Below are 24,263 nucleotides of genomic sequence, written 5' to 3' on the forward strand. Positions count from 1 at the left end.
GTTCTGTGCGGGCGGTGGTAGAAGATCACCCGTTCTACTGGATCTCCGTTCTCATGTGAGGACCTTCACGCCGATCCACCTCAACACACTTCGCAGGACCTTAACTACCCGGCATTGGCGTTAACCGGGGATGACGCCGGCATCGGACAAGAGGGCCAGGCCGAGGCCGGTGCACAGCCACGCCACGGGCCATGCCTTCTGACTGAGGGCGACTGTCACACCGGCCAGGAGCGCTACCACGGCCGCGACGAGGAGAGGGGGCATAGCGGACGTTCCTGCCCGCGAAAACGGGTTCTACAGTGCCGCCCGGAAGAATTTCCGGCCGAGCCCCGGGATCTCCTCGGCGGCGGGCTCAGCGGGCGGGACCGGCGCTCATGCCGTAGCGGGCGTAACGCGCGCCCGTGGTGAACGCCCAGTAGCGGTCGCCGTAGGACCAGTGCCACCACTCGGTCGGGTAGTTGACGAACCCGGCGGACGTCATGGCCGCTCCGAGGATGTCGCGGTTGCGGCGGGCCTCGGCGGAGATGCCGGGGAAGGCGGTGTAGCACGCCTCGTCGCTCTCCGGCGGGGTGGCGTTGACCTCCGTGCCCATCGGGAGCTCGACGCCCGAGGCGGTGCACAGGGTCAGGTCCACCGCGCCGCCGGAGACGTGCGGGGCCACTTCGGGCGGGGAGACGTACCTGCTGGCCTCCAGGTGGGCCCGTTGCTCATCCCAGTCCGGGTGGGCCGCCCGGTGCGCGGCCACGGAGCCGGCGAAGTAGTGGTGTTGTAGAGCGGCCGGGCGGAATCCCTCCACCACCATCAGGCGCAGTCGACGGGGCAGCCGGGTCTGCGCGGCGACCAGGCGATCGGCCACGCTCAGCCGGACGCGCGCGTACGCGCCTCCGGGATCGGCGAGACGCCGGTCGACCTGGAGGGACTCCAGAGCACGCAGATCCACCAAGGGTTCGTCGCACTCCTTCACCGGCACCTCCGCGATCCGCGCGTCGGACAGGAGCACGATCTCCGGCATACGGGCCTCCGTGATGTCTCATGGCGTTCCATCTGAGGACGCCGACGCCACATGATGCACCGCGCCGCTCCAAAGGCGCTGTAACCGCGCTGCAGGAGTCTCACCCGCCGAGCTCGCGCGCCTCACGGGCCTCGTGCAGCCGGAAGATCTCCATCGCCTCGTCCAAGGTCGTCTTGGCGGCGGCGTCCTCGCCGAGCGCCTTGTGCACCAGGGCCAGGTCGCGCAGCGTACGGGCGCGGAACAGGGCGGTGCGCAGCGTCTCCCACAACTCCAGCGACTCCCCGAGGCGGCTCCTGGCCTGGTAGAGCCGCCCCTCGGCCAGGTCGAGCTCGCCGAGCACGCGCAGGGTGCACGCCTCGCCCCAGCGGTCGTCGAGTGTCCGGCACACGGCGAGCGCTTCCTCCAGGGCCCGGCGTGCCGTGTCGAACCGGCCGAGCCGCACCCACGTCTTGCCAAGGGCACGCATGCAGTACGCCTCGATCAGCCGGTCGCCCAGATCGCGGGAGATGGCCAGCGCGCGCTCACAGTGCTCCTCCGCACGCGCCAGCTCACCCTGGGCCCGGTGGTACAGGGACAGCGAGCGCAGGGCCAGCCCCTCGCCGCGGCGGTTGCCCGCCTCCCGGTACAACGACAGCGCGGCGTCCAGGCCGGCCCGGCAGGCCGGGTAGTCGCCGCGCTCCAGGTGCACGCTGCCGGTCAGCCGCCTGACGTGGGCCAGGGCCGCCGGGTCGGCCAGGCCCGTCCACAGCGCGCTCGCCCGGTCCAGGAAGTGCAGCGCCTCGGGCAGGTAACCCTGCTCCCGGCAGGCGGCGCCGAGGGTGGCGAGCGTGGTGGCCTCGCCGCGGGCGTCCCGCGCGGAGCGGAACAGGGACAGCGCCTGGCCCAGGTACTCGCGGGACTCGGCGTAACGGTCACGTTCGTAGTGCAGGTGGCCGAGGCCGGCGAGCAGGGTCGCCTCACCCGGCGCGTTGTCCATGCGCCGGGCCACCGCCAGCGCCGCCTCGTGCGTACGGTGCCAGGTGGCGAACGGGTTGTCGAAGACGTACCGGCTGCCCTCGAAGGCCACCGAGGACAGCGCGGAGGCCAGCCCCACGGCGATGTCGTCGAGATCCATGGCCGCCGCCAGCTCCACCGCGACGATCAGCGACTCCTCCTCGCCGCGGAACCAGCCGTGCGGATCGGCCAGCGCCATTCGCGCCACCTCCGGGTCCACCGGCCGCGAGAGGCCGATGGTGGCGCGCATCGGGATCCAGCCGCTGGGCACCGCCTCGCTGAGCCGTTCGAGCAACCACAACCACCCGCCGAGCACCCGGCGCACCATCGCCGCGCGCTCCGCCTCCGGCTCCTCTCCGTGCGCGCGTTCCCGGGCGAACAGCCGGATCAGGTCGTGCAGCCGGTAGCGGGCCCGGCCGGTCGCGTCGGCGTCCACCACGCCGGCGAGGGAGACGTCCACGAGTTGATCCAGCACCTGCTCGGCCTCGTCCAGGCCGGACTCCATGGCCGCCGCCGCCACCCACACCGGGATGTACGGCAGGCCGAGCAGGCCCAGGCGGCGCAGCGTGGCCCGCGTCTCGGGCGGCAGCAGGTCGTAACTGAGGGCGATGCCGGCCCGGACCTCCTGGTCTCCGGCGGCCAGCTCGTCCAGCCTGCCCTGCTCGTCGGCCAGCCGGTCGGCCAGCCGGGCCACCGGCCAGTGGCGGCGGGACGCCAGCCGCGCCCCGGCGATGCGCAACGCGAGCGGCAGGCCACCGCACTGCCGTACGATGCGCGCCGCCGCGTCCGGGTCGGCGGCGACGCGCTCCGGCCCGGCCACCCGCCCGAGAAGGTGAAGAGCGGCATGGTCGGACAACAGGCCCAGGTCCAGCACCGACGCGCCGGCCAGGCCGGTCAGCCGGTTGCGGGAGGTGACGATCACCCCGCAGCCGGGGGCGCCCGGCAGCAGCGGCCGGACCTGCCGTTCGGCGGCGGCGTCCTCCAGCACGATCAGCTTGCGCCGGCCGGCCAGCAGGGTGCGGTAGCGGGCGGCGCACTCCTCCAGCGTGCCGGGCGGCAACGCGCCGGGCTCCAGATCGCGTAACAGCCGGCCGAGCACCTCCTGCGGGGTGGCGGGCACCTCCGTGGTGCCGCGCAGTTCGACGTGCAACTGCCCGTCGGGGTAGTGCTCCGCGATCTCGTGCGAGACGCGCAGTGCCAGGGCCGACTTGCCGACGCCGCCCGGCCCGAAGATCACGCAGATCGGCATGCTGTCCTGCCCGGTGAGCCGGTCGCGCAGTTCGGCGAGCTCCTCCTCTCGGGCGGTGAAGTCGGGGGGCGGCCCGGGCAACTGCCGGGGCGGGGCGGCCTTCGCCACGCGCAGCAGCGCGGGATCGGAGCGCAGGATGGCCTCGTGTACGCGGCGCAGCTCCGGCCCCGGTTCGATGCCCAGTTCCTCGACCAGCACCTGCCGGCCCCGCTGGTAGGCAGTGAGCGCGTCCGCCTGCCGGCCGGCCCGATAGAGCAGGACCATGAGGTCGCGGCGCAGCCGCTCGCGCGCCGGATGGGCCGTGACGAGCTCGCTGAGCTCGTCGATCAGGCCGTCGTCCTCACCCGCCGCCAGATCGGCCGCGATCCGCTCCTCGAGCGCCGCCAGCCGCAGCTCCTCCAGCCTGGCCGACTCCGCGCGCAGGTAGACGTCGCCGATCCCGCCCAGGGCCGGGCCTCGCCACAGCGCCAGGGCCGTACGGAACGAGCGCGCCGCCTCCTGGTGGCTGCCGTCGCGCGCCGCCCGCCGGCCCTCGTCGACGAGCCGCTCGAAGACGTCCTTGTCCAGGCTGTCCGGCGGGATCTCGGCGGCGTAGCCCAGCCGGTGCGAGACGATGACCTCCGGCAGGCCCGCGTCGGCGAACGCGCGGCGCAGGGAGGCGACATAGGTCTGCAGCACACCGCGCGCGCTGGCCGGCGGCGCGTCCTGCCAGATCGCCTCGATGAGCCGCTCGACGGTGATCACCCGGCCGGAGGTCAGGAGCAGGGTGGCGAGCAGCACCCGTGGTTTGGTTCCCCCGAGCGGGACCTGATGGCCGTCGCTCAGCAGCTCGATCGGACCCAGGAGCCGTAACTGCATCTTGTTCTCCTAAGGGATCGGCCGATCGTTGCGGCCGGCGGCGGCATCGGCATCGGCATCGGCGTCAGCATCGGCGGCGTCGGCGGCGGCGCGGCCCACACGGGCGCGGGCGACGTCGCCGCCCGGCATCTCCCCGGCACCCGAGCCGCCGTCCGGCACACTCTGATGAACGCGGAGAATACGGCGGAGAAGAACACGGCGGAGAAGAACACGGCGGAGAAGAACACGGCGGAGAAGAACACGGCGGAGAAGAACACGGCGGAGAAGAACACGGCGGAGAAGAACACGGCGGAGAAGAACACGGCGGAGAAGAACACGGCGGAGAAGAATACGGAGAGCAGCAGTGGAATGACGAGGCGCGAGTTGTGGCGCGGCGATTCGACGCGGCGGCCGCATTCCTCCTCACGGATTCGTGGCGTCGCTTTATGCGGGACGACGGGGCGCACACGGTCTCCGGGCTCCGCGGGAAACCGTGGTCGATCTCGCCTCAGGTCAGGGCCGCTTGCCCGATCCCGAGGACCGCGGTCACATTCGGGGGGTCGCTCCTTTGTGGAGGCATGATGACACTCCGTATAAGTTTCTCCAGCAAGATTCTCCGACGTCGTTGGCTTTCGACGATAACGACAAATGATCAGTCGTCAAGGAATTTCCGCACAGTTTTTCAGCTTCCGTGACGAGGCATGAGGTTCTCGGTCAGGCCGGCCGGCGGCGGTCACCTACTACGCCGTGACCGGGGGGCACCTCCGGCGGGCACAACACGAAGGACCCCGGGTGCTCCCGGGGTCCTTTCGCGGTTCGCCGACCGTGGCGGTGCGTCCGTCAGCGGACGGTGGCGGATGGGGGTGAGGGTTTTGATGTCGTTGCCGTTGCCGTTGCCGTCGTGAGGGTTGGTGGCGACTCGTGGTTGCGGGCCGCGTTGTTGAGCTGGCCCTGGGCCACGGAGACGATGGTGGAACGGCTGACCGCCGCGGCGGGCGCGGAGGAGACCATCACGCCGCCCAGCGAGACGACGGCCACGGCGAGGCTCAGGCGCAGAACGCGTGATAGGCGCGAGACCGAGCCCATGGGAAGGTGCATGGCCCGGAAGTCTCCTCCGGGCTGATCCAAAAGCGCCCCAATCCCGCTTCAGACCGATGTCGACCAGCGCTTGCTCCAGAGCGCAGCACAGGACCACGGCTGCCGGTGGAGCGGTGAGCGCGGCCTGACCCGCCGCCCCGACCACGGGATACGTCAGTGGAGCGGCCCTTGACTTCAGGTGGATGCGGAGGATTGATAGCGTTTGTCCGACGCGCAGTGTTGCAGCGAAGTCCGGTGCGAATCCGGCGCTGTCCCGCAACTGTCATAGCCAGGTCGCCTGCCTCTGCGCTGACGTCAACCCTCGTGGAAAAGGGTGATCCGTCGCATTCCGCGGGTCTCTCGGTTCCGACAGTGTGAAAGGACTTCTCGTGAGGCCCGTACGTACGGCCTTCGCGGGCGCGCTGCTGGGAACGCTCGTCCTGACCGGATGTGGTCAGAGCGGCACGACAGCCAGCACGTCCGCGGCCCCCGCCGCATCCCCCACCACCACCGCCACCACGGGCACCGCCACCACGGGCACCGGATTCCCGGTCACCGTCGAGGCCGCCAACGGCAAGGTCACCATCGAGCGCCGGCCCGAGCGGATCATCTCCCTCTCGGCCGTCCACACCGAGACGCTCTTCGCGATCGGCGCCGGCCCCCAGGTGATCGCCGTCGACGACCAGTCGAACCACCCGCCGCAGGCCCCCAAGACCGCCCTGTCCGGCTACAAGCCGAACGTCGAGGCGATCGTCGCCGAGAAGCCCGACCTGGTCATCCTCTCCGACGACCTCGAACAGATCGTCGCCCAGCTCGGCAAGGTGAACGTGCCGGTGCTGCTGGAGACGGCCCCGGCCGACCTCGACGACGCCTACGACCAGATGACCGACCTCGGCGCCGCCACCGGCAACCAGGACCGGGCCGGCGAGCTCGTGACCGGCATGAAGGCGTCACTGGCCAAGCTGGCCGCCGAGACGCCCAAGGACCACGAGCTCACCTACTACCACGAGCTCGACCAGACGCCCTACGCCGTGACGTCCACCACCTTCATCGGCCAGATCTACGGCATCTTCGGCCTCACCAACATCGCCGACAAGGCCCCGGACCCGGCGGGCGGCTATCCCAAGCTGTCAGCCGAGTTCGTCGCCGAGGCCGATCCCGACCTGATCTTCCTGGCCGACGTCAAGTGCTGCGGGCAGAGCAAGGCGACGCTGGCCGAGCGGCCGGGCTGGAAGGGACTGTCCGCCATCAGGAACGACCAGGTGGTGCAGCTCGACGACGACATCGCCTCCCGCTGGGGGCCGCGCGTCGTGGACTTCGCCGAGACGGTCGGCGCCGCGGTCGCCAAGGCGGCCGGCCGCTAGTGCTCTCCAGCCGCTCGCCCCTGGCCCGGCCCGGCTCGCGGGCGGGCGCGGAACACGGGCCCCTCCAGGCCCGCCCGTCCCGCGCCCGTCCGCTCCAGGTCGCCGTGGCGCTCGTCGTGCTGGCCGGCGCCATGCTGGCCGGCCTGCTCGGCGGCGCCGCCGACATCTCACCGTGGCAGGTGGTCCTGCAGGCGCTCGACTGGCTGCCGTTCGTGACGGTCGACTCCGGCCTCACCCCCGTCGAGCAGGGACTCCTGTACGAGCTCCGCCTGCCCAGAGTGCTCGTCGCGGCCGTGGTGGGCGGGCTGCTGGCCATCGCCGGGGCCGGCTACCAGGGTGTGTTCCGCAACCCGCTGGCCGACCCGTACCTGCTGGGCGCCGCGGCCGGCGCCGGACTGGCCGCGACCGTGGTGATCGTGTTGCTGCCCGGCCTGCCCGGCGGCGTCCCGGTGGCCGCCTTCGCGGGCGCGGTCGGCGGCGTCTTCCTGGCGTACGTCCTGGGCAACACCGCCGGCCGGGCGGGCGGCACGGCGACGCTCGTGCTGGCCGGGGTGGCGGTCACCTCGTTCCTGACCGCGATCCAGACGTTCGTCCAGCAACTGAAGGTGGAGGAACTGCAGCGGATCTACTCCTGGATCCTGGGCGACGTCGGCGGCGGGTGGGACCAGCTCTGGACGGTCCTGCCGTACGCCGCCGTGTCCTCCGTGCTGCTGATCCTGCACGGCCGCCTGCTCGACGTGCTGTCCGTCGGCGACGAGGAGGCCACCGGCCTGGGCCTGCGGGCGGGCGCGGTGCGGCTGGCGGTCCTGCTGGCCGCCTCGCTGGCCACCGCGGCGGCCGTCGCAGCCAGCGGCCTGATCGGCTTCGTCGGCATTGTCATCCCGCACGCGGTCAGGCGGCTCGCGGGCGGCTCGTACCGGATCGTGCTGCCGCTCTCGCTGATCGGCGGCGCCGCCTTCCTGGTGCTCGCCGACCTGCTGGCTCGCACCGTCATGGCCCCCGCCGAGCTGCCCATCGGGGTCGTCACCATGTTCGTCGGCGCGCCGTTCTTCGTCGCCGTGTTGCGGATGACCCGGCAGGCCGCCACGTGATCGAGACGACCTCTCTGTCCGTACGGCTCGGCGAGCGCGAGGTGCTCACCGAGGTCGGCCTCCGCGTCCGGCGCGGCGAGTGGCTGGCCGTCATCGGCCCGAACGGCGCCGGTAAGTCCACCCTGGTCAAGGCCGTCATGGGCCTGGTCGCCCACCGGGGCGAGGTGACGCTCGATGGCCGCCCCGCCGCCGCGCTGCGGCCCAGGGACCGGGCCCGCCTGGTCGCCTACGCGCCCCAGAGCCCGGCGCTGCCGCCCGACATGACGGTGTTCGACTACGCCCTGCTGGGCCGCACTCCGTACGTCTCCCACTTCGGCAGGGAGAGCCGCCACGACCGGGACATCACCGCGTCGGTGCTCGACCGGCTCGACCTGACCGGCTTCGCGGCCCGCCGGGTGGGCGAGCTGTCCGGCGGGGAGCGGCAACGCGTGGTGCTGGCCAGGGCGCTCACCCAGCAGGCGCTCGTACTCCTGCTCGACGAGCCCACCACCGCTCTGGACCTCGGCCACCAGCAGCAGGTGCTCGATCTGGTCGACCGGCTGCGCCTGGCCGACGGCCTCACCGTCGTCACCACGCTGCACGACCTGACCCTCGCCGGCCTGTACGCCGACACCCTGCTGCTGCTCGCCCGGGGTCGCGCGGTGGCCGCCGGCAAGCCCGCCGACGTGCTCACCGAGGAACTCGTCGGCACGCACTTCGACGCGCACGTGAAGATCGAGCCGGGCCCGGACGGGCGTCCCGTCGTCCATCTCGTCAGAGGAGGAACGTGAAACTCACCTACCGGGTCGAAGAGGGCGCGCGGCTGGGATCGCTGCTGTGGGAGTTAGGGCCTGGCCGGCGGGCGATCTCCTCGGCCATGCTCGGCGGCGGCATCGGCCCCCGCTCCTGGGTCTTGAACGCGCAGGTCGTGGCCGGCTACGCGCGGACGGACCCGGTCGAGCACCTGGCCGGGCTGGCGCCCCCGGGTGAAGGGGTGGGGATGATGACGGCCGCCTCCGTGGACCGGTACGTGACCGCCGAGGACGGGGGCGTGCGGGCCGTCGCCACCGTCGGGCTGCGCGTGCCGACGTGGGCCGCCGCACCCGAAGGCGCCGCCGACCCGGAGCTGGCCCCGATGCTGGGCGTCGCCCCGCCGGTGGGCACGATCAACATCATGGCCACGTTGCCGGTCGCGATGACCGACGCCGCGCTGGTCAACGCCGTCATGACGGTGACGGAGGCCAAGGCCCAGGCGCTGGCCGAGGCGGGCTTCGCCGGCACGGGCACCGCCTCCGACGCGGTCTGCGTCGTCGTATCGGCCGGCGGCACCGAGGAGCTGTTCGCGGGCCCCCGCTCGACCTGGGGCGCCCGGCTCGCCCGCGCGGTCCACGCCGCCGTCCGCCGCGGCGCCGAAGAGTGGCGGCCCTATGACAGAGAGTCAGGGAAGGTGGGGAAGTAGCATGTGCGCAAGGGCGTGATCCGTGACGATGGGTGGGTGACCGCATTGGCGACGACCGAACCGACGACTGGGCGCACGGTCCTTCCTGGCGTGCCACCCTTCTCTGTCGACGACCTGCTCAAGTTCCCGGATGACGGGAATCGCTATGAGCTCTTCAACGGGAGCCTACTGGTGAGCCCTGCCCCCACCCCGCTACACCAGCGTGTCATCACGCGTGCCTTGATCATGCTGGAGAACGCCGGCCCTCCGGATCTGGAGGCGCTGACCACCATCAACCTGCGGGTGAGCGACAAGGACTTCTACATTCCCGATCTCGCGGTCGTGCCGGTCACCTCGGTGGAGGCGGTGCGGCTCATGTTCTCGCCCGCTGACATCCGGCTCGCGGTGGAAGTGGTCAGTCCGAGCACGCAGGCGCGCGACCGGCTCCTCAAGACGGAGGCGTACGCGGCGGCGGGCATTCCGGTCTACTGGCGCATCGAGCTGGCCGAAGGCCCCACCGTCTACGTCTACGAGCTCGACGGCGAGACCTACCGGCCGCCCGCCGCTTACAAGGCCGGGAGCGTCGTCACCCTGCGCAAGCCGTACCCCGTCAGCTTCGACCCCGCCGACCTGATCGAGCGGCGAGACTGAGCGAGCGTCGCGTTGAGCGTGTCGTCCCGGTGAGATCCCCGCGGCGCAGCGCACGTGTCGACCTCGATGACGGGCGTCCGAGGCTCCCCGCGAAGCGGCGCCTGTAGAAGCCGCCCACCCGTCCTTGTGCCTACGGACGCCGCGTCGGTGGCCGGATTCGTGGCGTGGGCGACCCTGGTGACGAGCCCGGGGATCAAGTTTTCCGAGCACCCGCGTAACACCGGTGACGATTTCCGCGATGGGGTCTAGTGGGGGTGCTCAATCTCTTCGTCGCCGAGCCGGTCCGGCGCGGAGCCATTCCGGCGGACGTGCCGAGGCCGTCGACGCCGATCGCGTGGCCCGTCTGTGAACGTCAGGTGCTGAGCAAGCGCTTGTCTAGCGTTCATCTATTGACTTACGGCAGGTGATTGGGACCCTGAATCTATCCCTCGGAAAGAGGAGCGGAGATGGCGCGTCTCACAGCTCTGGCCGGCGGTGCCGCGGTGGCACTCGTGCTGCTCGCCCTGCCCGTGGCGGCGCACGAGCACCCCAGCGGCATCACCGATCTGGTGACTCCGGCCGTGGTGCGCGTCGAGGCCACCGCGCATGTCGAGATCACCCTGCTCGACCACATAGGTGACCTGGTGCACGTGGAACGGTCCTACGACGTGCCCATCGGCGTGGGCACGGGCACCGTGGTCAGCCCCGAGGGAGCGATCGTCACACTCACCCGGGTCGTCAAGAACGAACAGGACGTGGCCGTCTACGCGGCCAACCGGATCTTCGCCGAGCACCACGACGTGAAGATCCCGGCCGACTTCGAGCGGCACAAGCTCAAGGACGACCTGCTCGACAAGCACCTGCGGCAGTGCTACCCGCCCAAGTCGGCCAAGGCCACCTGCATCTTCGAGGTCAGCACCGACATCACGGTCTTCCCCAACGTCTCGCCGGCCGACCCCAAGGGTCTCAAGGCCGAGCTCGTCAAGGCCGGGCCCCGGCCCGACAGCCCCGCCGTGCTGACGACGTCGGGCCGGGTCATCGGCAGCGTCGGCCTGCCCACGGCCCCGCTCGCCGACAAGGTGCCCGACCAGCAGGGCTCGCCCACGAACATCGCGGGCTTCATCGGCAGGCCCGGCCCTGAGGTCAAGGAGACCGTCGAGATCGCCCACCTCGGCAAGGGCGGCGGCACCGGTGAGAAGGGCAGGCAGTTCGCCGACCCCGACAAGAAGGTGGACGAGCCGGTCAAGCTGGGCGGCCTGGCCGACCGCGGCCTGCGCGGGGCGCCGGTCATCGGCGACAAGGACGGCCACATCATCGGCATGCTCATCGGCGGCGGCAAGGACGCCAGGATGATCGGCGTCAGGGAGATCAACGCGGCTCTGACCAAGGCCGGGGTGACGCCGCGCAGAGGCCCGATCGACACCGCCTTCGAGGCGGCGCTGACCCGCTACCACACCAAGTACTACACCGAGGCCGCGCCGGGCTTCCAGCGCGTGCTGGAGCTCTATCCCGGCAATGTGGTGGCCGCCACGCTGCTGAAGGACTCACTGGCCAAGCGGGGCGGCCCCGAGGATCAGGGCACGAAGAAGGCGGCGGCGCCGGTGAGCCGGTCCACGCCGCTGTGGCCGTTCATCGTGGTGGCCGGCGTGCTGTTCATGGCGGCGGGCGCCGGGGCGTTCGTGCTGTGGCGGCGCCGCGCGCCCGAGGAGCCGCCGCCCGACCTGCCGCCACTGGCCGGCCAGCGTCAACCGCCGCTCGACGAGGGGTCCAACCAGACCGTGGTCGTGCGCAGGTCGCAGCCCTTCGCGATCATCCCCCAGCAGAAGCAGGTGCTCACCACGCAGGACCCGCCCGTCAAGTCCCAGGATCCGTCCGTCAAGTACTGCACGGCGTGCGGGATGCGGCTGGGGCACGCGCACCGGTTCTGCGGCTACTGCGGTAACCCCAGCGAGACGTGATGCAATTGAACGATAGATCCCTCATCGGCCAGGAGGTGGCCGGATATTACATCGAGGACATCGTCGGCAAGGGCGGCATGGCCGTCGTCTACCTGGCGCTCGATCCGAGGCTGAGCCGCCGCGTCGCGCTCAAGATCCTCAATCCGGTGCTCAGCGTCGACGACCGCTTCCGGCAGAGGTTCATCCTGGAGTCCAGGACGGTCGCCAGCATCGAGCACCCCAACATCATCCCGATCTACGAGGCCAACGCCGACGCCGACGGCGTGCTGTACATCTCGATGCGCTACGTCGACGGGCTCGACCTGCGCCGCCTCATCTACGACCGGGGGCCGCTGCCGATCGCGCAGGCCAACCAGATCTTCGTCCAGGTCGCCGCCGCGCTCGACGCGGCGCACGCGCACGACCTGATCCACCGCGACGTGAAGCCGGCCAACATCCTGCTGGCCGGCGATCACGTCTACCTGACCGACTTCGGCATCACCAAGCACCGCACGTCCATCTCCGGGCTGACGCAGACCGACCAGTTCATCGGCACACCGCGCTACATGTCGCCCGAGCAGATCAACAAGGAGCACATCGACGGCAGGTGCGACCAGTACGCGCTGGCCTGCGTGGTCTACGAGGCGCTGTCCGGGCGGCTGCCCTTTCAGCGCGACAACGACATCGCGCTGCTCTGGGCGCACCTGGCCGAGCAGCCCACGCCGCTGTCGCAGGTGCGGCCGGAGCTGCCGGCCGACGTCGACGTGGTGATGAACCGCGCGCTGGCCAAGTCGCCGGAGGAGCGCTACCCGAGCTGCGCCGAGTTCGTCACCGCGCTGCGCGACGCCATCAGCGGCCACCCGGCCGCGCCGCCGCCCACTCAGCTCTCCGGGGTGCGGCACCGCCGCCCGGCGCGCCCCGGCCGGCCAGGGCGGCTGCCGATCATCGCCGCCACGATCACCGCGGCGGTCGCGGCGCTGGCCCTGGTCGTGCTCCTGGTCATGACCCAGCGGGGTGATGCCTGGACCCGCTACCAGAGCACGCCGGCCGCGCCGCTGTCGTTCGAGCATCCGGCCGGCTGGAGTGTGCGGACCCACGGCGACCTCTTCGCGGTGGCCTCGCCGCACGTCGCCGAGTTCGAGACGTTGTTCGTGTCCGGCGCGGGCGCCGACTGGACCCCGGTGGTGCCGATCATCACCGACGACCCCGACGGCGCCGTCGGCGTCTACGTCCAGCTCTCCGAGACGCTCAGCACCACCGCCACCGACGTCCAGATGCGGGCGACCCTGGAGGGCCTGCTGCCCGGCAAGATCGACGTGAGCGGCCCGGTCACCGAGCAGGCGGGCACCAGCCCGGCCACCCGCTACACCGGCTCGCTGACCGACCGCAACAGCGGCGTGCGGCTCGGTTTCGTCACCTACATCGTCGACCGCCGGCCCGAGCCGATGATGCTGCTGATGTACTTCTGCGCCAAGAACAGCTGCGACGACGCCACCCAGGCCCGCATCAGGCAGAGCGTCCGGCTGTCATGAGCTTGTAACTGACTTGTGTACGGCTTGACCTGGGTGTTCAAAGGCGGGGGGCGCGGTTTAGCCTCCGGATGTGAGCATTCGAATCGTCATCGTCGACGACCAGGCGATGGTCAGGGCCGGGCTGCGCATGATCGTGGAGAGCGAGCCGGGCATGGAGGTCGTCGGCGAGGCGGCCGACGGGCGCGACGCCATCGCGGTCGCCAGGCGGACCCGGCCCGACATCGTGCTGATGGACATCTCGATGCCGCGGCTCGACGGGCTGTCGGCGGCCAGGGAGCTCCTCGACGCGCCGTCGCCGCCCAAGGTCATCACGCTGACCACGTTCGACAGCGACGAGAATCTCTACGCGGCGCTGCGCGCCGGCACCAGCGGCTTCCTGCTCAAGGTGTCGCCGCCCGAGCAGCTCATCGAGGCGATCCGGGTCGTGCACGCCGGTGACGCGCTGCTCGACCCGGCGGTCACCAGCCGGGTGATCGCCACGTTCGCGGGCCGGGCCGAGCCCAAGCCGTCGCCCATGCTGGACGGGCTGACGCCACGCGAGCTGGAGGTGCTCCAGATGCTGGCGCGCGGCATCACCAACGCCGAGATCGCCCAGGAGTTGTACGTGGGGGAGGCGACGGTCAAGACGCACGTGGCGCGGGTGCTGATGAAACTCGGGCTGCGTGACCGGGCCCAGGCGGTCGTGTTCGCGTACGAGACGGGCGTGGTGCGGCCGGGCGCTGCCTGAATCTCACCATTCGGGAGGGTTTGGTAGAGCATAGGTGCTCTCTGTGTATATTTTCCGTTGTAGGGCGGAAGATACAGGAGATATTTCATGCAGGCTTTCCCCAGGGTGCTGTTCGACGAGGCCCACAGCGAGTCGTGGACCATCCGGCGAGAGGTGGCCGAGACCATCAGTCCCGCCCACCCCGACGACAACAGCTATGCCCGCGCGGCGGCGGCGCTGCGGCACCTGGGGCACACCGTGACGGCCCGGACCGAGGGTGAGCTTTCGGCGGAGGCGCTCCAGGACCAGGACGTGCTGGTCATCGCGCACCCCTCGGGCGAGCGCTGGGAGCGCACCACCGGTTCTGGCAGCCCGGTCCTGTCCGCCGCCGAGCTCGACGCCGTCGAGGCGTTCGTGGCCGAGGGCGGCGGGCTCGTCGTGCTGGCCGAGGAGGAGCAGGACAAGTACGGCAACAACCTGGCCGAGCTGCTGGCCCGGTTCGGCGTCGGCATCGAGCACACCACCGCGCGCGACCCCGCGCACGCCCACCGTGACGTCGCCACCTGGGTGCTGGCCGAGCGAGCCACCACCGACGGCCTCCTCGCGGGTGTCAGAACGGCCTGCTTCTACCGCGCGGGTGTGCTCGTGCCAGGTGAGGGCGCCACCGTCCTGTTCGCCACCTCCCCGGCCGCCGCCCCCGCCGCCGCCCCGCTGGCCGTCGCCCTGCGCCACGGCCGGGGCCGCGTCGTCGTGTTCGCCGACTCCGACCTGTTCGGCGACGACTCGATCGACGACTACGACCACCGCAGGCTCTGGGGCAACGTCGTCACCTGGGCGGCCCGCGTGCCCGCCGCCACCGCCTCCGGGGATCGCGACGACACCAAGGCCGCGCTGTTCGCCGGGCTCGCCGCCGCTGTCGAGGAACTGCGGCCGCTCCAGGTCAAGGACGGCTCGGTGCCCGAGCACAAGGAGCGGGGCAAGGAACTGGTCGCGGCCGTCGCCGCCCGCGTGGGCGAGCTGGCGCCGTACTTCCCGCACGACGCCGCCTACCTCCAGGCCGTCCAGGACGACCTCGCCAGGTGGTCGGAGCAGGATCTGGGCGTCCCCGACTTCCTCGACTCGCTGGAGCTGTTCCACCCCGACACCCAGCGCGTCGACGGACTGGAGCACCTCGTGGTGTTCCCCATGTACACCCAGAACGGCAACGCCGACCGCAACCTCGAGGCCGTCTGGCTGCGCACCATCTGGCCCGGGTGGCTGGCCCGGCTGGAGGCGAACGGCTACGACAACCCGATGTTCGTGCCCGTCGCGTTCGAGGCGTTCACCGCCGGCTACGACACCCACTCGGCCGTGCTCTTCCCCGAGACGGTGGCCGTACGGCGGACTCCCGAGCGGTTCACCTGGGGCGCGATCTTCGCCGACCGTGAGGCCGCCAGGTTCCGGCGGGTGTCCCGGGCCGCCACCGAGACGCTCAGGCTGGACCTGCCGCCGGACGCGGCCAGGCTGCTCGACTCCCAGCAGCTCGCCCAGGACACCTACGTCATGTGGGACCTGATCCACGACCGCACGCACAGCCATGGCGACCTGCCGTTCGACCCGTTCATGATCAAGCAGCGGATGCCGTACTGGCTCTACTCCCTGGAGGAGCTGCGCTGCGACCTGACCGCGTTCGGCGAGGCCGTGCGGCTGGAGGAGCAGGGCGTGCCGCACGCCCGGTACGTCCAGCACGCCATCCTGTTCGACCGGCTCTTCCGGTTCCCGATCACCGGCGAGCGGGTGCGCAACTACGACGGGCTCGGCGGCCAGCTGCTCTTCGCCTACCTGCACCGCAACGACATCGTCCGGTGGACCGACAACCGGCTCACGATCGACTGGGAGCGGGTCGCCGGCGGGGTGGCCGACCTGCGCGGCGAGGTGGAGAAGCTCTACCGCGACAGCATCGACCGGTCCAAGCTGGCCCACTGGCTGGCCGCCTACGAGCTGGTCAGCGCCTACGTCGAGCCGCATCCGGCCTCCACCTGGGCCAAGGGCGTCGAGGCGCTGCCCGAGGAGCAGAAGGCCAAGGTCGACGCGGTGCTGCCGGATGAGTTCCCCCTCAGCATGTTCTACGAGGCGCTGCGCCGTAAGCTGACGGACGTGGTCGAATCGACTAAGGGGATCTGGGGATGATCATTCTGGTAACCGGCGCTGCGGGCCCCACAGGTCAGGCAGTGTCCGAATATTTCCGCAAAAACGGTGACACCGTGATCTCCGTCGACAAGGACGACGTCGACCTGCTCGACCGCGAGGCCGTGCTCGAACTGGCGGCCCGCGTCGAACGCGAGCACGGCGGCGTCGACGGCGTGGTGCACCTGGTCGGCGGCTGGCGCGGCTCCGGTAGCTTCGCCGAGACCCGGCTGGAGGACTGGAACGACCTGCACGACCTGCTGATCCGTACCCTCCAGCACGTGTCGCTGGCCTTCGAGCCGCTGCTGCGCAGGAGCCGGGACGGCCGGTTCGTGATCGTCTCGGCCAAGGCCGCCGGGCACCCCACCGCCGGGGGCGCCGCCTACGCCGCCGCCAAGGCCGCCGCCGAGGCGTGGACCCTCTCCCTGGCCGACGCGCTGCGCGGCACCGGCTCCGCCGCCGTCATCCTCGTCGTCAAGGCCCTGGTCAACGACGCCATGCGGGCGGCCAAGCCCGAGGCGAAGTTCGCCGGTTTCACCGACGTGACCGACCTGGCCCGGGCCATCGGCGGGCTCTACGACCGGCCCGCCGCCGACCTCAACGGCACGCGATTGGACCTCACCCAGTGACTCCCCGGCACGACCCCCTGCTCAAGGCGTTCGCCAGCGACAACTACGCCGGGGTGCACCCCGACATCCTGCGGGCCATCGCCGACGCCAACGGCGGCCACCAGATCGCCTACGGCGACGACGTCTACACCGAAGCGCTGCGCGAGGTCTTCCAGCGTCACTTCGGCGAGCAGGCGCAGGCCTGGCCGGTGTTCAACGGCACCGCCGCCAATGTCGTATCGCTGCGCGCGATGACCGCCCAGTGGGAGGCGGTCATCTGCGCGGAGACCGCCCACATCAACACCGACGAGGGCGGCGCCCCCGAGGTGGTGGGCGGCATCAAGCTGCTGCCCGTGCCCACGCCCGACGGCAAGCTCACGCCCGAGCTGATCGACCGCCAGGCGTGGGGCTTCGGCGACGTGCACCGGGCCCAGCCGCGCGTCGTGTCCATCTCCAACACCACTGAGCTCGGCACCGTCTACACGCCCGAGGAGATGGCCGCGATCTGCGCCCACGCGCACGAGCGCGGCCTGCTCGTCCACCTCGACGGCTCGCGGCTGACCAACGCCGCCGCCGCCCTCGAAGTCCCGATGCGGGCGCTCGCCACCGACGCGGGCGTCGACGTGCTCTCCTTCGGCGGCACGAAGATCGGCATGCTGTACGGCGAGGCCGTCGTGGTGCTCAACCCCTCGGCGGCCACCGGGATCGACTACCTCCGCAAGACGTTCATGCAGCTGTCGTCGAAGATGAGGTTCGTGTCGGCCCAGTTCGAGGCGCTGCTCTCCGGTGACCTGTGGCTGCGCAACGCCCGGCAGGCCAACGCGATGGGGCGGCGGCTGGCCGAGGCGGTGCGCGACCTTCCCGGGGTCGAGGTGCCGCGGCCGGTCGAGGCCAACGCGGTCTTCGCCGTCCTGCCCAAGGACGTCACCGAGCGGCTGCAGAAGCGCTTCCGCTTCTACACCTGGAACGAGGCGACGGGCGAGGTGCGGTGGATGTGCGCGTTCGACACCACCGAGGCCGACGTGGACGCGTTCGCCGCGGCGATCGCCGAGGAGCTGGCCTAATCGCGGGTGGCGAGGCGGGCGGCCTGCCAGCCGCCCATCCCGTGCACCGCGCCCCCCGGCGGCGTCGAGGCCGAGCAGAGGAAGACGCCGGGCAGCGGGGTGCGCCAGGGCGCCGGCGACCAGACCGGGCGGTTGACGAACTGACGCAGGCCGGCCAGCCCGCCCCCGATGTCGCCGCCCACCAGGTTGGGATTCCACGCCTCCAGGTCGGCCGGGCCCATCGCGTGGCGGGCCAGCACCCGGTCGCGGAAGCCGGGCGCGTAGCGCTCGATCTGCGCCTCGATCGCCCCCGTCATGTCCACGGGTGAGCCGTTCGGGACATGGCAGTAGGCCCACAGCGTGTGGCCGCCCCGCGTCGGATCGGCCGCGTAGGGCTGGGTGAGCAGGACGTACGGCCGGGGCGAGTGACGCCCGGCGGCCACCTCGGCCTCGCTCAGCGCGATCTCCTCCAGGGTGCCGCCCAGATGGACGGTCCCCGCCGCGGCGACGGCCGGATCGCGCCACGGCACCGGCCCGTCGAGCGCCCAGTCGAGCTTGAACACCCCCGGCCCGTAGCGGTAGCGCTCCAGCCGGCGACGGTAGCGCGCGGGCAGCTCGGCCATCTCCAGGAACTGCCGGGGCATCACGTCCAGCACGATCGTCTCGGCGCCCAGGCCGGTGAGCTCGTCGAGGCGCCGCACCCGGTGGCCGGTGACCGCCTCGCCGCCCAGCTCACGCAGCCTGGCCACCAGGGCGTCGGCCAGGAGCTGCGAGCCGCCCTTCACCAGCGGCCAGCCGACCAGGTGGGCCAGCGAGGCGAGCAGCAGGCCGTACCCGCTGGTGATGGGCGAGCGCAGGTCGAGCACGGAGTGCGCGGCCATGCCGGCGAACACCGCGCGGCCCTCGACCGTGCGCAGGGCCCGCCGGGCGAACGTCGTGGCCGACAGCGCCGCCGCGACCCCGAACCTCGCCGCGGCCGCGAACGCGCGCGGATCCGGCCGCCACGGCCCGAGCGGCTTCACCAGCAGGTCGACCAGCGGGAACCCGGCCCGCGCCGCCGCCCCGGCGGTCGCGTCCCAGACCGCGCCGTCGGCGCCGAGCCCCTCACGCGTGCGGCCGGCGTCGCGGTGCACGAGCACGGCCGGCCGGTCGTCGAGCGGATGCGCGGCCGCCACGCCGGGATGGACGAACTCGACCTGCCCCGGCCCGCGCCCTTCCAGTCCGAGCCCGCGCATCGCGGGTGAGGCGAGCGCCATCGCCATCACGGTCGCGCCGAGATCGTGCACCCGGCCGGGCAGTGTCAGCTCCGCCGACCGCAGCCCGCCGCCGAACTGTTCGGCCGCCTCCAGCAGCAGCACCCGGCGTCCGGCGCGGGCCAGCTCGATCGCCGCGACCAGCCCGTTGGGGCCCGATCCCACGACGACCGCGTCAACGCTCACGACTACGGCTGCGCGCCCCGATGCCCGAGCATGTCGGTCATCAGCTTGATCTCGCCGCTCTGCCCCTTGACGATCTTCTGGGCCATGTTGACCACCTCGTCGCGGTCGGACAGCTTCAGCAGACCCTCGGCCATCCGCACCCCGCCCTCGTGGTGGCGGATCATCAGCTGCAGGAAGAGCACCTCGGCCTCGGTGCCCTGCAGCTCCTTGAGCTTGGTCAGCTCAGCGGCGCTGGCCATGCCCGGCATCACACCGGGCTCGGCGGCCCCGGTCGTCGCGGCGCCGTGGCCGTGGCCTCGCATCCAGGCCATCGGCCGCAGGTCGGTCGACAGGCCGAGCCCCCACTGCTCCAGCCAGCCGATGAACATGCCGCGCTGCGTGGACTGCGTGGTGATGATGTCGAAGGCCAGGTTGCGGATCTCCTTGGACTGCGTCTTGTCCCTGATGATGAACGACATGTCGACGGCCTGCGCGTGGTGGACGCCCATGTCGCGGGCGAACCCGGCCTCGGCGGAGGTCTCGGCCGGGTCCGCGCCTCGGCCGAGCACGAACAGGAGGACCGCCGCGCCGGCGATCAGCACGGCGCCGGCGATGAGCAGTGGGTTCTTCGCAGGATTACGCATGGCGAGTCCAGCCTATCCATCTCGTACGAGAAGGGAGGAACGATCGCTTTCGACCGCCTTATTCTCCGCATACGCCCGGAGGGCATAGGGTGACCCGAGATTGGCAGGCTGATGGAGGAACGATGAAGGAGAAGGCGCAGGCGCGGCGGGAGCATCTGCAGCGGATGCGGGCCGAGCAGAAGCGCAAGGAGCGTCGCACCGCGTTCCTCATGTGGGGGTCCGGGGGCGCCGTCATCGTGTTGCTCGTCGGTCTGGTCGGTTTCTACCTGGTCAAGCAGTCTCGGGAGACGTCGCTCGACGCGGTGGCCAACTACTCCTATGACGGCGGCGACCACGTGTGGAAGCAGGTCTCCTACAAGGAGACGCCGCCCGTCGGCGGTGAGCACAACAACTACTGGCAGCAGTGCGACGTCTACGCCAAGCCGATCCACAGCGAGCACGCGGTGCACTCCCTGGAGCACGGCGCCGTCTGGATCACCTACCGGCCCGACCTGCCCAAGGCGCAGATCGACAAGCTGACCGAGGTGGCCACCTCGACCGGCCAGCAGGAATTCATGCTGATGAGCCCCTTCCCCAACCTTCCGGCGCCGATCGTGGCCTCGTCGTGGGGGCACCAGCTCAAGCTGGACAGCCCTGACGACCCCAAGCTGGGCGCCTTCATCAAGAAGTTCCAGAACGGCAAGGACACCCCGGAGCCCGGCTCCACCTGTGGTGGGCCGGACGCCATCACCACCACGGCCGACGTGGCTCCGCTGCCGCCCGAGCCGCAGGGACAGACGCCGATGGAGACGCTCTCGCCGAGCGCCAGCCCCACCGACCAGTGACGACCGGCCAGTGACGACCGGCCAGTGACGACGGCCGCCCGCCCCGGCAGGTTCTGACCCGGGGCGGCGTCGCCGGTCAGCCGGCCACCGGGCCGCCGCGCCACGTGGGCGGCGGCCGGTCGCCCACGGCGACATCGTAGGCCGCGCGGGCCAGCAGCCGGGTCGAGTCGAGCGTGGGCAGGGGAGAGACCTCCGGGGTCACCAGGAGCGGGATCTCGGTGCACACCAGCGCGACCGCGTCGCAGCCCCGCCCGGCCAGTCGTTCGACGACGCGCACGTACGCCCGCCTGGACTCGTCGGTGAAGACGCCGTTCACCAGCTCCTCGAAGATGATCCTGTTGACCAGGTCGCGGTCGGCCGGGTCCGGCACCTCGGTGGCGATGCCACGGGCGGCCATCGCTCGGGGGTAGACGGGGCCGTCCATGAGGTACGTCGTGCCGAGGACGCCGACCCTCCGGTGGCCGTCGGCGGCGGCCTGTTCGGCGACGACCTCGGCCAGGTGCAGGCCGGGCAGCGCGAGCTCCGGGCCAGGGTGTTCGAGGGCCAGGTGCGCGGTGTTGTCGGGGCAGGCGAAGAAACCGGCGCCCGCCCGGGCCAGCCGGTCGACGCTGGTCGACAGCGTGGCCCTGATCGAGGCGTGATCGCCCGCCTCCCACGCGGGCATGCTGCGGCCGAAGGCGATGTAGTCGAGGGTCACGTCGGGGTGCTCGTGGCGGCCGGTCCGCCGGAACCCCTCCTGGCAGTAGGCGAGGAAGCAGAGCGCCGCGCCCTCCGTGCTGTGGGCGACGATGCCGAGGTGTCCCATGATTGTCTCCGGATCGGCTCAAGGGTTCGTTAGGGCGAACGTCCGCGCACTAGGCTGAACGCGATGGACGGTGTTCGTCAAGCCGAACAGATCGACTTCTGGAGCGAACAGGTGAGAACCGGTTCCGCGAGCGAGGGCGTGCGGGCGCCCTCCGACCTCATCGGGCTGATCGCCGGGGCGATCCGGCGCGAGCGCGCCCGCGCCGGGCTGTCGCTGACCGAGCTGGCCAGGCGGGCGGGGCTGGCCAAGTCCACCCTCTCCCAGCTCGAATCCGGCACCGGCAATCCCAGCGTGGAGACGCTGTGGGCGCTCGGCTCCGCGCTCGGCGTGCCGTTCAGCGCGCTGGTCGATCCGCCGCGGCCGGACGTCCGGGTGATCCGGGCCGGCGATGGGCCGGTCGCCCACTCCGAGCAGGCCGGCTACGCGGCCACGCTGCTCGCCTCCTGCCCGCCCAACGCCCGGCGCGACATCTACCGGATCGTGGCCCAGCCGGGCCGGGCCCAGCTCTCGGCCGCCCACCCGCCGGGCACCAGCGAGCACGTGGTGCTGAGCAGCGGCCGGGCGCTGGCGGGCCCGGCCGAGGAGCCGGCCGAGCTCGGGCCCGGCGACTACGTCCGCTATCCCGGCGACACCCCGCACATCTTCCAGGCCCTGCGGGCCGACACCACTGCGGTGTTCGTGATGGAGCACCTCTGAGCGGGCGCTATTCGAGGACGTCCTCCAGCGGTATGGACTCCAGCCGGTGCGCCTCGGCGACCGGCCTGCTCGTCAGGCGTCCCTCGTGGGTGCTCAGGCCGAGCGACAGGGCCCGATCCTGGCGCATCGCGTCCCTCCAGCCCAGGTCGGCGATGGCCAGCGCGTACGGGAGCGTCACGTTCGTGAGCGCGTACGTCGAGGTGTGCGGCACGGCGCCGGGCATGTTGGCCACGCAGTAGAAGATCGAGTCGTGCACCGGATAGGTCGGCTCGGCGTGCGTCGTCGGGCGTGAGTCCTCGAAGCAGCCGCCCTGGTCGATCGAGATGTCCACCAGCACCGAGCCCGGCCTCATCCGGCTGACCAGCTCGCTGGAGACCAGCCGAGGCGCCCGCGCGCCGGGGATGAGCACCGCGCCGATCACCAGGTCGGCGCTCAGGACCGCCAGCTCGATCTCCAGCGAGTTGGAGGCGACGGTCTGGCAGTGGCCCTGGTAGATCATGTCCGCCTGGCGCAGCTTGTCGATGTTCCGGTCGAGCAGCAGCACCTCGGCCTGCATGCCGAGCGCGATGGCCGCCGCGTTCATGCCCGACACGCCGGCCCCGATCACCACCACGCGAGCCGCGTGCACCCCGGACACGCCGCCCATCAGCACGCCCCTGCCGTCCTGCGAGCGCATCAGATGGTAGGCCCCGACCTGTGGCGCGAGCCGGCCGGCGACCTCCGACATGGGCGCCAGCAGGGGCAGCGCGCCTTCGGGGGTCTGTACGGTCTCGTAGGCGACTCCGGTGACGCCCGCGTTGAGCATCGCCATGGTGCACGCCCGTGAGGCGGCCAGATGGAGGTAGGTGAACAGCACCTGCCCCTTGCGCATCCGGTGATACTCCTCGGCCACCGGCTCCTTCACCTTCAGGATCAGATCGCCCTCGGCCCACACCTCGTCCGCCTCGCCGACCATGGTCGCGCCCACCCCCTCGAAGTCGGCGTCGGGCAGCGCCGAGCCGACGCCCGCCCCGCGCTCGACGAGGACCTGGTGGCCGTGCCGGATGAACTCGTGCGCACCCGCCGGGGTGAGCGCGACGCGATACTCGTTGTCCTTGATCTCGCGGGGAACGCCGACCTTCATGGGGCCACTTCCGTTTCACCGGGCGCCGGTGGCTGCCGTCGCCCTGTCCTCGTTCCTCAGTTCCGCCGCCTGTCACGAGAGAATTGAGGATTGTTCTGCTGATTACCTGGGTTCTGCCCGTCCTCGATAAGCTCACCCGCAGCCCGAACCTCAGGATGGTGTCGTCAAGGATGGACAGCCCGGGAGAGAGCCCCTCCGCGGTCGAGGAAGAGCCGCAGGCCAGCCGAGTGACCACCATCGTGCTGATCGTCTCGCTCGTCCTGGTCGTGCTCCTGGCCGGTGTGGCCGGCACCGTGGCCGTGCTGATGACCAAGAGTCCCGACGCCCCGTTCCTCGGGGGCACGCCGCCGCGCCGGCTGGCCACGCCCATCCACTTCGCCCCGGTCCGCGAGACCAAGGCGGCTCCGTGCCCCGGCGTCCAGGCCGTGCTCGACGAACGGCAGACCACCTGCTACCTGTTGGAGGACGGGGTCACGGTCAACGCCGTGCAGCGGATCGCCCCGGTGCGCGAGAAGGACGGCACCTACTCGGTCCGCGTCGCGATCGCCCCCGCCTTCCGCGACAAGGTGGCCGAGCTCATCGACGAGCTGGTGACCGACCAGCGTCAGGTCGCCGTCGTGCTGGTGCCCGCGACCGTGGTGGCGGCGCCCATCGTCACCCAGAGCATGGACGGCGACAGTCTGAGCATCGCCGGGTTCACCAAGGAGGAGGCCGACGCGATCGCCGCCCGCCTCCTGGGCGACCCGGCGGGCGCGGGCACTCCCGGCCCGAACCCAGCTGACCCGGGCAACCCCAACCCCAACCCCGGCGACCCGAACACGGGCGACCCCGGCACGGGTGTCCCCAGCACGGGCGATCCCGGCACGGGCGTCCCCACCACCGGCGTGCCTGACACGAGCCTGCCCGTCTCGACGGGCCCGGCCGCCCTGGAGACCGGTGACCGCCCCACGCGCGATCGCCGCTACGCCAGCTGCAAGGAGGCCGTGGCGGCCGGCGACGGCCCCTACACCAAGGGCGTCCACCCCGAATACGCCTGGTACGTCGACGTCGACGGCAACGGCGTGGCCTGCAACACCCCCGACATCCGCTAG

At 71.5% G+C, this 24,263-nt stretch carries 22 protein-coding genes; 14 read left to right on the forward strand and 8 right to left on the reverse strand.

The genetic code is table 11. The features are described from left to right. Nucleotides 1–352: 352 nt before the first annotated feature. The 4 genes from AC5L3X_RS20625 to AC5L3X_RS20640 all read right to left on the reverse strand — a co-directional run bounded on the left by AC5L3X_RS20625 (nucleotide 353) and on the right by AC5L3X_RS20640 (nucleotide 5,189). Entirely contained in the window at nucleotides 353–1,012 is a 660-nt protein-coding gene (locus AC5L3X_RS20625) for a M15 family metallopeptidase (protein WP_494858865.1), read from the reverse strand. Between the two features lie 100 nt (nucleotides 1,013–1,112). Beyond that, the gene (locus AC5L3X_RS20630) at nucleotides 1,113–4,112 is read right to left on the reverse strand and encodes an AfsR/SARP family transcriptional regulator (RefSeq protein ID WP_494858866.1); all 3,000 of its coding nucleotides are present in this window, start codon (nucleotides 4,110–4,112) and stop codon (nucleotides 1,113–1,115) included. Beyond that, nucleotides 4,076–4,558 (reverse strand): hypothetical protein, encoded by a 483-nt coding sequence (locus AC5L3X_RS20635; protein WP_494858867.1) that lies wholly within the window; start codon nucleotides 4,556–4,558, stop codon nucleotides 4,076–4,078. Before AC5L3X_RS20635 ends, AC5L3X_RS20630 begins: the two co-directional genes overlap by 37 nt. A 373-nt stretch (nucleotides 4,559–4,931) precedes the next feature. Continuing rightward, complete coding sequence (locus AC5L3X_RS20640) at nucleotides 4,932–5,189, reverse strand: hypothetical protein (protein WP_494858868.1); 258 nt, start codon at nucleotides 5,187–5,189, stop codon at nucleotides 4,932–4,934. Between the two features lie 368 nt (nucleotides 5,190–5,557). On the opposite strand from AC5L3X_RS20640, the gene AC5L3X_RS20645 reads away from it, so the two are divergent. The 11 genes from AC5L3X_RS20645 (at nucleotide 5,558) to AC5L3X_RS20695 (ending at nucleotide 17,683) form a co-directional block, all read left to right on the forward strand. Beyond that, nucleotides 5,558–6,532, forward strand: a complete 975-nt coding sequence (locus AC5L3X_RS20645) for an ABC transporter substrate-binding protein (RefSeq protein WP_494858869.1) — start codon at nucleotides 5,558–5,560, stop codon at nucleotides 6,530–6,532. A 104-nt stretch (nucleotides 6,533–6,636) separates the two neighbouring features. Continuing rightward, nucleotides 6,637–7,623 carry a FecCD family ABC transporter permease gene (locus AC5L3X_RS20650; protein WP_494859159.1) on the forward strand — a complete coding sequence of 329 codons (987 nt, stop codon included), beginning with the start codon at nucleotides 6,637–6,639 and terminating at the stop codon, nucleotides 7,621–7,623. Then, nucleotides 7,620–8,393, forward strand: coding sequence for an ABC transporter ATP-binding protein (locus AC5L3X_RS20655; protein WP_494858870.1), 774 nt, complete (start codon nucleotides 7,620–7,622; stop codon nucleotides 8,391–8,393). Before AC5L3X_RS20650 ends, AC5L3X_RS20655 begins: the two co-directional genes overlap by 4 nt. Next, entirely contained in the window at nucleotides 8,390–9,061 is a 672-nt protein-coding gene (locus AC5L3X_RS20660; protein WP_494858871.1) for an adenosylcobinamide amidohydrolase, read from the forward strand. The genes AC5L3X_RS20655 and AC5L3X_RS20660 overlap by 4 nt, the downstream gene beginning before the upstream one ends. A gap of 3 nt (nucleotides 9,062–9,064) precedes the next feature. Then, on the forward strand, nucleotides 9,065–9,691 hold the full coding sequence (locus AC5L3X_RS20665) for a Uma2 family endonuclease (protein ID WP_494858873.1): 627 nt from the start codon (nucleotides 9,065–9,067) through the stop codon (nucleotides 9,689–9,691). A 446-nt stretch (nucleotides 9,692–10,137) separates the two neighbouring features. Further along, a complete protein-coding gene (locus AC5L3X_RS20670) occupies nucleotides 10,138–11,628 on the forward strand; it encodes a hypothetical protein (RefSeq protein WP_494858875.1) in 1,491 nt (496 codons plus the stop codon). Further along, nucleotides 11,628–13,139, forward strand: a complete 1,512-nt coding sequence (locus AC5L3X_RS20675) for a serine/threonine protein kinase (RefSeq protein ID WP_189126020.1) — start codon at nucleotides 11,628–11,630, stop codon at nucleotides 13,137–13,139. The genes AC5L3X_RS20670 and AC5L3X_RS20675 overlap by 1 nt, the downstream gene beginning before the upstream one ends. A 70-nt stretch (nucleotides 13,140–13,209) precedes the next feature. Beyond that, nucleotides 13,210–13,866 carry a response regulator gene (locus AC5L3X_RS20680; protein WP_494858876.1) on the forward strand — a complete coding sequence of 219 codons (657 nt, stop codon included), beginning with the start codon at nucleotides 13,210–13,212 and terminating at the stop codon, nucleotides 13,864–13,866. A gap of 87 nt (nucleotides 13,867–13,953) precedes the next feature. After that, nucleotides 13,954–16,014, forward strand: coding sequence for a DUF6421 family protein (locus tag AC5L3X_RS20685; RefSeq protein ID WP_494858877.1), 2,061 nt, complete (start codon nucleotides 13,954–13,956; stop codon nucleotides 16,012–16,014). Next, a complete protein-coding gene (locus AC5L3X_RS20690) occupies nucleotides 16,011–16,640 on the forward strand; it encodes an SDR family NAD(P)-dependent oxidoreductase (protein ID WP_494858879.1) in 630 nt (209 codons plus the stop codon). Before AC5L3X_RS20685 ends, AC5L3X_RS20690 begins: the two co-directional genes overlap by 4 nt. Next, on the forward strand, nucleotides 16,637–17,683 hold the full coding sequence (locus AC5L3X_RS20695; RefSeq protein WP_494858880.1) for a threonine aldolase family protein: 1,047 nt from the start codon (nucleotides 16,637–16,639) through the stop codon (nucleotides 17,681–17,683). Before AC5L3X_RS20690 ends, AC5L3X_RS20695 begins: the two co-directional genes overlap by 4 nt. On the opposite strand, the gene AC5L3X_RS20700 is transcribed toward AC5L3X_RS20695, so the two are convergent. Both AC5L3X_RS20700 and AC5L3X_RS20705 read right to left on the reverse strand, forming a co-directional pair. Then, nucleotides 17,680–19,101 (reverse strand): phytoene desaturase family protein, encoded by a 1,422-nt coding sequence (locus AC5L3X_RS20700; RefSeq protein ID WP_494858881.1) that lies wholly within the window; start codon nucleotides 19,099–19,101, stop codon nucleotides 17,680–17,682. The genes AC5L3X_RS20695 and AC5L3X_RS20700 overlap by 4 nt on opposite strands. A 2-nt stretch (nucleotides 19,102–19,103) precedes the next feature. Then, a complete protein-coding gene (locus AC5L3X_RS20705) occupies nucleotides 19,104–19,724 on the reverse strand; it encodes a DUF305 domain-containing protein (protein ID WP_494858883.1) in 621 nt (206 codons plus the stop codon). A 122-nt stretch (nucleotides 19,725–19,846) separates the two neighbouring features. On the opposite strand from AC5L3X_RS20705, the gene AC5L3X_RS20710 reads away from it, so the two are divergent. Beyond that, a complete protein-coding gene (locus AC5L3X_RS20710) occupies nucleotides 19,847–20,548 on the forward strand; it encodes a thioredoxin-like domain-containing protein (RefSeq protein ID WP_494858884.1) in 702 nt (233 codons plus the stop codon). A 76-nt stretch (nucleotides 20,549–20,624) separates the two neighbouring features. On the opposite strand, the gene AC5L3X_RS20715 is transcribed toward AC5L3X_RS20710, so the two are convergent. Further along, nucleotides 20,625–21,353: an aspartate/glutamate racemase family protein gene (locus tag AC5L3X_RS20715; RefSeq protein WP_494858886.1), complete on the reverse strand. Its 729-nt coding sequence runs from the start codon at nucleotides 21,351–21,353 to the stop codon at nucleotides 20,625–20,627. A gap of 63 nt (nucleotides 21,354–21,416) precedes the next feature. On the opposite strand from AC5L3X_RS20715, the gene AC5L3X_RS20720 reads away from it, so the two are divergent. Continuing rightward, nucleotides 21,417–22,049, forward strand: coding sequence for a helix-turn-helix domain-containing protein (locus AC5L3X_RS20720; protein ID WP_189126011.1), 633 nt, complete (start codon nucleotides 21,417–21,419; stop codon nucleotides 22,047–22,049). A gap of 7 nt (nucleotides 22,050–22,056) precedes the next feature. Here AC5L3X_RS20720 and ald read toward each other — a convergent pair whose 3' ends face one another. Further along, a complete protein-coding gene (gene ald, locus AC5L3X_RS20725; RefSeq protein ID WP_494858888.1) occupies nucleotides 22,057–23,172 on the reverse strand; it encodes an alanine dehydrogenase in 1,116 nt (371 codons plus the stop codon). Between the two features lie 170 nt (nucleotides 23,173–23,342). Here ald and AC5L3X_RS20730 point away from each other — a divergent pair, with 170 nt between their 5' ends. After that, nucleotides 23,343–24,263, forward strand: coding sequence for an excalibur calcium-binding domain-containing protein (locus tag AC5L3X_RS20730; protein ID WP_494858890.1), 921 nt, complete (start codon nucleotides 23,343–23,345; stop codon nucleotides 24,261–24,263).

Source organism: Nonomuraea sp. CX421 (assembly GCF_059358955.1).

What these genes read in the sequence shown, in the direction of transcription:
- AC5L3X_RS20625 (WP_494858865.1), bottom strand. Translation starts at nt 1,012, where the DNA reads ATGCCGGAGATCGTGCTCCTGTCCGACGCGCGGATCGCGGAGGTGCCG.
- AC5L3X_RS20630 (WP_494858866.1), bottom strand. Translation starts at nt 4,112, where the DNA reads ATGCAGTTACGGCTCCTGGGTCCGATCGAGCTGCTGAGCGACGGCCAT.
- AC5L3X_RS20640 (WP_494858868.1), bottom strand. Translation starts at nt 5,189, where the DNA reads ATGCACCTTCCCATGGGCTCGGTCTCGCGCCTATCACGCGTTCTGCGC.
- AC5L3X_RS20670 (WP_494858875.1), top strand. Translation starts at nt 10,138, where the DNA reads ATGGCGCGTCTCACAGCTCTGGCCGGCGGTGCCGCGGTGGCACTCGTG.
- AC5L3X_RS20675 (WP_189126020.1), top strand. Translation starts at nt 11,628, where the DNA reads ATGCAATTGAACGATAGATCCCTCATCGGCCAGGAGGTGGCCGGATAT.
- AC5L3X_RS20685 (WP_494858877.1), top strand. Translation starts at nt 13,954, where the DNA reads ATGCAGGCTTTCCCCAGGGTGCTGTTCGACGAGGCCCACAGCGAGTCG.
- AC5L3X_RS20690 (WP_494858879.1), top strand. Translation starts at nt 16,011, where the DNA reads ATGATCATTCTGGTAACCGGCGCTGCGGGCCCCACAGGTCAGGCAGTG.
- AC5L3X_RS20705 (WP_494858883.1), bottom strand. Translation starts at nt 19,724, where the DNA reads ATGCGTAATCCTGCGAAGAACCCACTGCTCATCGCCGGCGCCGTGCTG.
- AC5L3X_RS20710 (WP_494858884.1), top strand. Translation starts at nt 19,847, where the DNA reads ATGAAGGAGAAGGCGCAGGCGCGGCGGGAGCATCTGCAGCGGATGCGG.
- AC5L3X_RS20715 (WP_494858886.1), bottom strand. Translation starts at nt 21,353, where the DNA reads ATGGGACACCTCGGCATCGTCGCCCACAGCACGGAGGGCGCGGCGCTC.
- AC5L3X_RS20720 (WP_189126011.1), top strand. Translation starts at nt 21,417, where the DNA reads ATGGACGGTGTTCGTCAAGCCGAACAGATCGACTTCTGGAGCGAACAG.
- ald (WP_494858888.1), bottom strand. Translation starts at nt 23,172, where the DNA reads ATGAAGGTCGGCGTTCCCCGCGAGATCAAGGACAACGAGTATCGCGTC.
- AC5L3X_RS20730 (WP_494858890.1), top strand. Translation starts at nt 23,343, where the DNA reads ATGGACAGCCCGGGAGAGAGCCCCTCCGCGGTCGAGGAAGAGCCGCAG.